The organism is Alicyclobacillus sacchari (assembly GCF_004366795.1).
Classification (GTDB): Bacteria; Bacillota; Bacilli; order Alicyclobacillales; family Alicyclobacillaceae; genus Alicyclobacillus; species Alicyclobacillus sacchari.
Map to the genome: position 1 here is coordinate 1 of NZ_SORF01000026.1, position 10,313 is coordinate 10,313.

The following is a 10,313-nucleotide window of genomic DNA, read 5'->3' on the forward strand; positions in this document are numbered from 1 at the left end:
GTGCGTACGGAAGCAGGCATGAATTTCGCCAGGTCGGAGTACATCACCGCCCTTGGCTTTCTCCGGTATCCGTCGAACACAGCTGACCACTCAATCGGAATCGCCTTTTCTGTGTACGGTCGGGGCAGGGTGGCCAGGTGTCGGTACTTCCCGTCGCCAGACAGAACCTCGATCTCGTCCCACTTCACTTTGAGCCATACGGTTTCCAGCGGACGACACTGCGGCAGCGGATACGTGGTCGTCTCGAACCGGAGTTCCCGGTATTTGTTCAATCGGGCCGGTTCGAGCCGGAAGACCTCAAACGGAACGGTAGGCAAGGTCAAGAGCTTCTTGCGTTCCGCCTCCCATAGGTCAGCAATGCGCTCTTTTTTAGCATAATGAAGACGGTTCATGTCCGCCTCTGCTGCCTGGGTCAGGTAGGTCTCAAGTTCAGCATCCGTGTCGCACACGGGTGGTGGGACGAGCCAGTTCCGCCGGCCGTATCCGACCTTGTTCTCAACGTGGCCTTTCTCATGGCCGCTGTTGGCATTGCAGAACTCCGGGTTAAACCGGTAGTGAGCTGCAAATCGCAAGAACTGGTCGGTGAACGTGCGTGTCCCGTCCCGGTCAATTGAGACCACCGCAGCCGACAGATTGTCAAACCAGATCTTCCTTGGTACGCCGCCCATCCGCTCAAAGATGCGTTTCATCGCCTCCAGGAAACACTCTGTGTTCTCCTTTCGGACTGGAAAAGCGAAGGCCGCATTACTGAACGGAAAGGACATCATAAGTATCTTTCGCTCCACGAGCTTGCCGAGTTGTCCTACATAAGCCGTGCCAAAATCCACTTGCGCTTCGCCGCCGGGATGTTCCAGCCGTTCGTAGCTCTCAGCCCGTTCCAGCTTGAGTTCCTTTCGGCGTTTGGCCACATATTCCTCGACGGTACGCCGACCGCCCTCAAACCCGTATTCATCGCACAGGCGATCAAAGATTCGTTTCGCCGTGTACCGCTGTTTGCGGGGCAGCGCCTGCTCCTCAGTTAACCAAGTATCGATGATGTCAAGGTACGGACCGAGAACGGGATATCGTGTCCTACGTCGACGCACGGGCTCATTCCAATCGTCTCTTGTCGCGTACTTCTTGGCTGTCCGCCAATTGATTCCCATGGCCTTGGCGATCTCCGAGATTGAATAGTCCTCATTCTCGTAGAGAAACTTGATATACTGTTGCTGTGGCACTTTCAGCATCCTCTCTCATCTCCCTCAGGTCTTGGACAAACCCAAGGGTAGAATTGGTAGAGCGGTGTTGCAAGTGCCTATTCACTTTCCGCCTCGTAAAGCGCAGGCTAACTCTGCAATTTTACGCTGCGGTTGTCTGCACTTTTATTATGCGGAATACACGAATTTGGAGTTTGCACAGTGGACAGAGGTTTTTCATGACGCCACATTGACGACAGCGCTGCTTGACCGACTCACCCACCACTCACACATTCTTCTCTTTGAGGGTGAATCCTACCGATTCCGTGAAAGCCAGAAACGTTTGCAACATACCTGAATGGAGGAGACCTTATGAAGACCATTGAAGGAATCCTGCGATACGATCCGCTTGATACAGAGAGCTGGTGCTTCGATATGGGCTACCAATCCATTCCCACCAATACAGGCATGGCAGTCCAGATCCTCGTTGACGGCCGGTTTCTGAGTGGGAGACTTCTTGAAACAGTAGACGGTGGGATGATTGTACGCTTGGTTGGCAGTAGAAAGGACAGGCAGTGGAGCTATGTGCTGGAGCCACACCGGCGCTATCCCGCCAAGATGGCAGAGGAGACGGTGGAACGGATTTTGGACGAGTTTCGCTTACTAGACCTGCTCTGAAGATACTTTGGAGATAACTTCATTGTCTCAATGCTGGCTGTGCAAGAGGGTTCCTTCCAACTGATGAGCCCCACAGCCAGATTTCTTTACCTGAGGTGGTCAACTTTTCGATTAGCAACCTGGTCAACTTTTCGATTGACAAACACATCCGCCACGCGGGCACGCCAAAGCTCGCGATGTTGTTCCAACTCCGCCTTCGTCACGGTGATCCCTCCATGGTCGGATTCTGGGGGGATCATCTCGCACCAGGCACGCTGGCGCTAGGTGTGCACTATTTGACGCTCACATTCATTCAGCAACTGCATAGCTCATGAATTGTAATCTGTAGTAAAATCGAAGCTGATATCCTGTACGGTATTTTGCATCTGAAGGGATCAATACAATGTCAACGCCATATCATTCGAAACTTTGGGCGCACTTGCTCACTTTAAGGGCTGCGGCTGATGACTTTGATAGAATCACACGAGCTGCCGGAAATGCAAGGGTTGATGTCAACCCACATCAAATAGATGCGGCTCTTTTTGCGCTTCGCTCACCACTATCTCAGGGTGCAATCCTAGCTGACGAAGTTGGACTCGGGAAGACGATCGAAGCTGGATTGGTCCTTTCACAGCGTTGGGCAGAGCGTCGTCGCAAACTCATCGTTGTGGTTCCCGCCACACTGCGGAAGCAGTGGGCGATGGAACTCGAGGAGAAGTTCCATCTGCCATCGATTATTCTGGAGGCCAAGTCATTCAAGGCATTGCAACGACAGGGCCACACAAATCCGTTTGACCTGCGCAATCAGGTCATCATATGCTCCTACCACTTTGCCGCTGCGAAGTCGGAGTACATATCGATGGTCACATGGGATCTGGCAGTGCTCGACGAGGCACATCGTCTACGAAACGTTTATAAGTCCAACAACAAATTGGCCAAAAACATTCAGGCCACGTTGGCTCGGACACGTAAACTGCTGTTGACCGCTACACCGTTGCAAAACAGCCTGATGGAGCTGTACGGGCTTGTCAGCATCGTCGATCCACAGGTGTTTGGCGACGAAAAGTCATTCCAGGCTCAGTTTGCAAGACAGTCGTCAGAGGAAAGAAATCGATTGCTGCGGGAGCGACTGGCATCCATCTGTACTCGTACGTTGCGAAAGCAAGTCCTAGAGTACATCAAATATACGAACCGCATCCCGATTACGCAGGAATTCGTGCCGAGTGACGACGAACATCGCCTGTATGAAGAGGTCACGGACTACCTGCGCCGTGAGGTTTTATTGGCATTGCCTGCGAGCCAACGCAGCCTCATGACGCTGGTTCTCCGAAAGCTACTTGCGTCATCGACCTTTGCGATCGCAGGAACCCTTCGTGGGCTGATTCGACGGCTCGAGAGCATGCAACCCATTACTGCAGAAGACGTTGCCGACGATTATGAAGGCATCGATGAGCTCGAGGACGAATGGGACGGGTCCGACAATGAAGAAACGATCGACCCGCAACTGATAGCTGAAGAATTGTCGCTGCTGCGCAAATATGCGGACTTGGCGGAGAGCATCCGAGATAACGCAAAAGGTGACGCATTGCTCACCGTACTCGACGAGGCGATTGATAAAGCAAAATCACTTGGCGCTGCTGAAAAGGCTGTAATCTTTACAGAATCTCGGCGCACGCAGCAGTATTTGTTTCAACTACTTACTGAGAACGGATATGACGGTCAAGTTGTCTTGTTTAATGGAGTAAACAACGATCCCTTGTCTACACGAATCTACAATGAGTGGCTGAAACGGCATGACGGGGAATCAGTCATTACCGGTTCCCGAAGCGCAGACATTCGTGCCGCTTTGATTGAAGAATTTCGAGAACGGGCCAAAATACTGGTTGCAACCGAATCGGCTGCTGAAGGGGTGAATCTACAGTTTTGTTCCTTGGTGGTAAATTATGACCTGCCGTGGAACCCGCAGCGAGTAGAACAACGTATCGGACGCTGCCATCGTTATGGACAGAAGCACGATGTGGTCGTCGTCAATTTTTTGAACAAGCGAAACGAAGCCGATCAGCGGGTGTACGAGCTGTTGGCTGATAAGTTCCAGCTCTTTAGCGGTATATTCGGCGCTAGTGATGAAGTGCTTGGTGCATTAGAGTCTGGTGTTGATCTCGAGAAGAGAATTGCACAGGTGTACCAGGAGTGTCGCACGACCGACGAGATCAATGCAGCCTTTGATGCCTTGCAAAACGAACTTGAATCATCTATCGAGTCTCGACTAACAGAAACTCGGCGTGCGCTCTTGGACAACTTCGATGAAGACGTCCATGCCCGGCTGAAGGTATACGAAGGACAGGCCCACGAACGTTTGTCGGAACAACAGCAGTATCTTCTTTCTCTCGCAAAAGTGGAACTAGCTGATAGTGCTATTTTCGATGAAACTTTGTCCCGGTTCCGCTACTCTGGCGGCGACGCACCACCAGGGATGTACCATCTCGATTGGAAGCTGGCCGAAGCAAACGGCGATACGTTTTTTAGAGTGGATCACCCATTGGCGCAATCCCTCGTAGAACGGGCGGTTGCACGGGAACTTCCCCCGGCCGAGATCGTCGTTCAATACTCCGATTACGAAGGGCTAATCAGTACAGTTCAAGAGTTGAAGGGTAAATCAGGGTGGCTGAGCGTGGCAGAGTTGACCGTTGAATCTTTTGAACTGGAAGAGTTCCTTATCTTCGCAGGGGTCACTGATGCTGGGGAAATCGTAGACGAGGAGACATGTCTCAAGTTGTTCAAACCATACGCTGACGTTCGGCCTTTGGGTTCGTTCAACGCTCCGTTGCCCAAGGTCACGCAAATTGAAGAGCAACTTGTGAAGGAAAAACTGCATTTTGTGGAAGAGAAGAACGGGCGATATTTCGATGAAGAGGTCGCCAAACTGGACAGGTGGGCAGACGATTTGAAGTTCGGTTTGGAACAAGAGATTCGTGATCTCGATAAACAAATAAAGGCGCTGCGGCGTACTTCGACCACGGCAATATCTCTAGCGGATAAACTGGCGGCGCAGAAGGCGCAACGTAACGTAGAAACGCAGCGAAATCGGAAACGACGAGAGCTATATGAGGCACAAGATGCAATTGATGCAAGGCGCAACGAGCTTATCGAAAATATTGAGCGCCAATTGAAGCAGACCCATCGTTTGAAATCGCTATTTACCATTCGCTGGACTGTTGTCTGAAATGGGAAGGAGAGAAGGTTTCGTGGACAAGCTTCCACTCACATCCAAAGACGTATTGGCCGAAAAGATTGCACGCATCCGTGAAGAGTTTCCAGAGGTGTTTTCAGAGGGGAAAATCGATTTTGAGCGCCTGAAGATGGCAATTGGGGAATTCGTGGATAACGGGCGTGAGCGCTATGGATTGACCTGGGCAGGCAAAAGCGAAGCCATCCGCAACATCCAAACTCCGAGTGTAGGTACTCTGCTTCCGGTGCCAGAGGAATCCGTGAACTTTGAGACCAGTGAAAACCTGATTATTGAAGGGGACAACCTCGAGGTCTTGAAGTTGCTTCAAAAGTCTTACCACGGACAGATCAAGATGATATATATTGACCCGCCGTACAACACGGGGAATGAATTCATTTACCCGGACAATTTTCGTGAAGGCTTGGAAGACTATCTGAGGTATTCGGGACAGGTTGATAGTGACGGTATTAAGTTATCTACCAATACCGAAACGGATGGGCGCTTTCATTCGAAGTGGCTCAATATGATGTATCCGAGGCTATTTTTAGCCAGAAATTTGCTGAAAGACGATGGCGTTATTTTCGTTTCTATTGACGATCACGAAGTCAAAAACCTGCGATGCCTAATGGATGAAATCTTTGGCGAAGAGAACTTTTTTGCGTCTTTTTCATGGCAATCAAGGCAATCCGTTCAAAATGATACTGACATGAGCGTGAGCCATGAATATATCGTGGGGTACGCAAAAAGGCGTAGACATGAACACAGAAGGCTGAAGGAAAGCAATCAGTCTGTTTGGTGGGATATCCCGGAATTCGCCGCTCTCCCGTTACCACTGGATCCCGAAAGGTTCTCGAATCCTGACAATGACCCACGAGGGCCATGGAAGGCGGACCCTTTTGATGCCCCGAATGTACGACCAAATCTCACCTATGCGATTAAGAACCCGAACACAGGAGAGGAGTATTGGCCACCGGCGGGGCGTTGCTGGAGAACAGATGAAGAGTCGTACAAAAAACTACTCTCGGATAATAGAATCGTTTTTGGAACAACTGGTCAATCTCGTCCGCAGCTAAAGGTTTTTTATCACGAGAAGAAGGACTTTGGCAGTGTAGCAACCACTTGGTTAAGTGGTGACACGGTTGGAACTGCAACCCACGGTACAAGAGAATTGCAGGGACTTTTTGACGGGCAATCGCCATTTGATACCGTTAAACCTACGGCGCTAATAAAGTTTCTTTGCCAGATTGCAACTCGCCAAGACGATATTGTTTTGGATTTCTTTGCTGGGTCAGGGACGACCGGCCATGCTGTCCTCGCACAGAATTTAGATGACGGAGCGAACAGGAAGTTTATAATGGTGCAACTTCCTGAAACTACAGAGAATGAGTCATTTCCTAGAATTTCGGACATCACGACGGAGCGCATGCGAAGGGCCATCCAAGTGTTAAGTCAGAGTTCTGTACGAGGCGACGCAGAGAACCTAGAATTAGGATTCCGCCTCTTTAGGTTATCGTCGAGCAACTTCAAGACCTGGGAATCAGAATCAACTCTCACTCCAGGTGAACTTGCTCAGCAATTACGACTATTTGCGGACAATCTTCTTGCAGGGAGAAGTCAGCAAGACATCCTGTACGAAATCGTGCTGAAATCCGGTCTCCCTCTGACTGCTTCTATTGCGCATATTCAAGTAGGAGAACAAAGCGTTTTTTCGATTTCCGATGGGGCTCTTCTGATTTGCTTGGAAGACATAATTTCCGAAAATACACTTAGAAACATTGTTGGCATGTCTCCACGGAGCGTGGTCTGTTTGGATACTGCGTTCCATGGCAACGACAATCTTAAGACTAACACTAAGCTTCTCATGGAATCACATGATATCGAATTTCACACCGTGTAAGGGGTGGCATCATGAAGATACAATTTGACCGTAATCAACAATATCAGTTAGACGCCATCCAATCCGTTGTTGATATTTTTGATGGTCAACCGCAGGCTGCTGGTCAGTTTGAGATACGATTGGATGCCGGTTTCGCCGGTCTTATGACAGAGCTTGGTTTTGGTAATGAGCTCATGCTTGACTGGGAAACCGTTTTGGAGAACTTGCAGCGTATCCAAATAAGAAATGGGATCAATCAGGCGCCGATCCATGAAGGGATGGACTTTTCCCTTGAGATGGAGACTGGGACTGGTAAGACATACGTCTATTTGCGGACTATTCATGAGTTGCACGCTAAGTACGGCTTCACGAAATTCATCATTGTGGTGCCGAGTGTCGCAATTCGTGAGGGCGTCATGAAAAACCTCGAGATTACCCGTGAGCACTTTGAGGACATCTACGGAAGGCAGCCATTCGATTATTGGGTCTATGATTCAAAACGTGTTTCTTCGCTGCGGCAATTTGCAACATCGAATCAACTCCAAATTCTTGTCATCAACATTGATGCTTTTAATAGGAAGGCGAACAATGTCATCCACCGGGAGAATGACCGCTTGTCTGGTCAAAAACCCATTGAGCTCGTCCAAAGCACTCATCCCATTGTCATTTTGGACGAACCGCAAAATATGGAGAGCACCCAGGCTAAGGAGGCTATCGCAAGCCTGAATCCGCTATGCACTCTTCGATACAGTGCTACGCACCGCAGAATGTATAACCTTCTGTATCGCCTTGGCCCAGTCAAGGCCTACGAAATGAAGCTGGTCAAGCGCATTGAAGTGGATTCAGTGATCGACGATCCGGATTTTAATCGACCTTTCATTCGTCTGGAATCCATAACGCCGACCAAGACGAAGATTACGGCGAAACTGACGATTGATGTGCAAGCTGAGGACGGCCCGTCTCGGAAGACCGTCAGCGTCAGCCAAAACGGAACAGATTTGTTCGATCTATCGAAGGGTCGACCTGCCTATCAAGGGTACATTGTTGATCACATCGATGCAGGTAATGGTTATATTGCCTTCACTAACGGAATCACTCTTTATGTAGGTCAGGCTGTCGGCGCACATCAGGATGATGTGATGCGGGTACAGATACAAGAGACGGTCAAAGAACATCTGGAAAAGGAACTTAGAGTCTACAAGGAGTTCCCCGAAGGTAAGCGTCTCAAGGTTCTTTCGCTCTTTTTCATTGATCGAGTTGCCAATTATGTTGAAGCGGATGGAAAAATCCGCAAGTGGTTTGAGGAAGCCTACACGGAATTGGCGCAGAAACCAAGGTATGCGGTCCTGGAGCTGCCTCCTGTGGAAGTCGTCCACAACGGTTATTTTGCGACAGACAGAAAAGGTATGGCCAAGGACACTTCCGGTAATACGCAGGCAGATGATGAGGCGTATGAATTGATCATGAAACACAAGGAACGCCTTCTTTCGAGAGACGAACCTCTTCGGTTTATTTTCAGCCACTCGGCTTTGAGGGAAGGCTGGGACAACCCGAACGTGTTTCAAATATGCACGCTGAATGAAACACGCTCGGAAATAAAGAAGCGGCAGGAAATCGGTCGAGGACTTCGCCTCCCCGTGGATGAAACTGGTCAACGCATCATCGACCATCCAGTAAATCGTCTGACGGTGATTGCCAACGAGAGTTACGACGACTTTGCTCGCTCGTTGCAAACCGAAATCGAAGAAGAGACGGGAGATAAATTCCCAAAACCAGACAACAAACGGCAACGCAGGATCGTGCGCCGTCGAGAAGACTTGCGTGATAACAAAGATTTCGTGGAACTGTGGAATCGCATCAAACATAAGACCCGTTACACGGTCGAATATGACACAAACGTTCTCATTGAGCGGGCAGCGGAGGCTATTAAGTCTATGCCGGCCGTGGCCGCTCCATCCCTTCATGCCGTGAAGAGTGGAATTGATATCACTGAGCAGGGCGTCTCTACCGAGTTGCTCAGCGTTCGCCAAGAGTCCGTTACACCAAGTGGACAAGTCCCGGATCTGATTGGTTATATTCAGCGTCAAACGGAACTCACACGTGGCACGATCGCTGAAATTTTGATTCGATCTGAACGCCTGAATGATGTATTTATGAATCCGCAGCAATTCTTGGATTTTGCAACACGAGCAATTCGTGAGACTCTCCAACATCTCATGATTGAGGGTATCAAATATGAACTCACCGGTCAGGAGTATGAGATGTTGAAGAAGTTCAAGGAAGACGACGGCGGTTTTGAAGAAGAACTGAACTTGTATGAGAGTCGTTTGGTAAAAGTTAACAAATCAGTCTACGATCGCATTGAGGTTGACTCAAACGTGGAGTTGGAGTTTGCAAAGGGGCTGGACTCACGCAAGGACATTCGATTCTTCGTCAAGCTCCCTGGGTGGTTTAAGATTGAAACTCCTGTGGGCTCCTATAACCCGGACTGGGCCATTGTGAAGCAATCGGAAAACGAGGGAACTAAACTATATTTGGTTCGTGAGACCAAGGGTTCGACTTATCTTGGTGATCTTCGGGACAGCGAACAAGCGAAAATCAGGTGCGGCGAAGCCCATTTTGGCAGACTCAACGTGGATTATCGTGTTGTCAAGAGTGCGCAAGAAGTTTGACGTAGGGACGCTGTGGCGGCGTCCCTTACATATTACAAAATGAAGGGGTAAGAGTGGTATGGACATTCCAGCGGAGTTCCGCCGATTGTGTGAGCGTCAAATCCCGCCCATCTTGCATTCCCGCCGTCGCTGCGTCAAAGTCGTACATGACAATAAACCCCGCCGGTTCCCCGGCGGGGCAACTGTGCATTCTATGGTTTTTTCGGCCGTCTGCGGATGCCGTCCGGCAAGTGGTTGGACCACGGCAGCAAGTCAGCCATCGCCGTCCGGTCGTCAGTCTGGATGTTGGGCAGCCGGTGAGCGTCAAATCCCGCCCATCTTGCATTCCCGCCGTCGCTGCGTCAAAGTCGTACATGACAATAAACCCCGCCGGTTCCCCGGCGAGGCAACTGTGCATTCTATGGTCTTTTCGGCCGTCTGCGGATGCCGTCCGGCAAGTGGTTGGACCACGGCAGCAAGTCAGCCATCGCCGTCCGGTCGTCAGTCTGGATGTTGGGCATCCGTTCGAACAGATACTCCAGGTACAGGTACGGGTCCAAGCCGTTCTCCTTGGCCGTCTCCACCAAGCTGTACGCGATGGCGCTGGCCCTCGCGCCCCGTGGCGTGTTCGCGAACAGGAAGTTCTTCCGGCCAATCACAAACCGCTTGATGGAGCGCTCGCTCCGATTGTTGTCCAGCTCCAGATGCCCGTCCTCCAGGAACGT

The 10,313-nt window shown here is 50.3% G+C and carries 7 protein-coding genes and 1 pseudogene; 5 read left to right on the forward strand and 3 right to left on the reverse strand.

What is annotated here, in order from left to right:
* Positions 1–1,226, reverse strand: a 1,226-nt coding sequence (gene istA, locus C7445_RS13650; RefSeq protein ID WP_134161191.1) for an IS21 family transposase, incomplete at its 3' end; no start/stop codon positions are given.
* 151 nt (positions 1,227–1,377) lie between these two features.
* On the opposite strand from istA, the pseudogene C7445_RS13655 reads away from it, so the two are divergent.
* The 5 genes and pseudogenes from C7445_RS13655 to C7445_RS13675 form a co-directional block, all read left to right on the forward strand.
* A pseudogene (locus tag C7445_RS13655) lies at positions 1,378–1,533 on the forward strand (ATP-binding protein); the annotation flags it as partial.
* 14 nt (positions 1,534–1,547) lie between these two features.
* Entirely contained in the window at positions 1,548–1,853 is a 306-nt protein-coding gene (locus C7445_RS13660) for a hypothetical protein (RefSeq protein ID WP_134161193.1), read from the forward strand.
* A 382-nt stretch (positions 1,854–2,235) separates the two neighbouring features.
* Positions 2,236–5,055 carry an SNF2-related protein gene (locus tag C7445_RS13665; RefSeq protein ID WP_134161195.1) on the forward strand — a complete coding sequence of 940 codons (2,820 nt, stop codon included), beginning with the start codon at positions 2,236–2,238 and terminating at the stop codon, positions 5,053–5,055.
* Between the two features lie 22 nt (positions 5,056–5,077).
* Entirely contained in the window at positions 5,078–6,958 is a 1,881-nt protein-coding gene (locus tag C7445_RS13670; RefSeq protein ID WP_243835206.1) for a site-specific DNA-methyltransferase, read from the forward strand.
* An 11-nt stretch (positions 6,959–6,969) separates the two neighbouring features.
* Entirely contained in the window at positions 6,970–9,609 is a 2,640-nt protein-coding gene (locus C7445_RS13675) for a restriction endonuclease (RefSeq protein WP_134161197.1), read from the forward strand.
* Positions 9,610–9,634: 25 nt separating this feature from the next.
* Here the strand turns inward: C7445_RS13675 and C7445_RS13680 are convergent, their stop codons facing one another.
* Complete coding sequence (locus C7445_RS13680) at positions 9,635–9,964, reverse strand: hypothetical protein (RefSeq protein ID WP_134161199.1); 330 nt, start codon at positions 9,962–9,964, stop codon at positions 9,635–9,637.
* Positions 9,965–10,007: 43 nt separating this feature from the next.
* The coding region (locus C7445_RS13685; RefSeq protein ID WP_134161201.1) for a transposase domain-containing protein at positions 10,008–10,313 on the reverse strand (306 nt) is incomplete at its 5' end.

What these genes read in the sequence shown, in the direction of transcription:
- C7445_RS13665 (WP_134161195.1), top strand. Translation starts at nt 2,236, where the DNA reads ATGTCAACGCCATATCATTCGAAACTTTGGGCGCACTTGCTCACTTTA.
- C7445_RS13660 (WP_134161193.1), top strand. Translation starts at nt 1,548, where the DNA reads ATGAAGACCATTGAAGGAATCCTGCGATACGATCCGCTTGATACAGAG.
- C7445_RS13675 (WP_134161197.1), top strand. Translation starts at nt 6,970, where the DNA reads ATGAAGATACAATTTGACCGTAATCAACAATATCAGTTAGACGCCATC.
- C7445_RS13680 (WP_134161199.1), bottom strand. Translation starts at nt 9,964, where the DNA reads ATGTACGACTTTGACGCAGCGACGGCGGGAATGCAAGATGGGCGGGAT.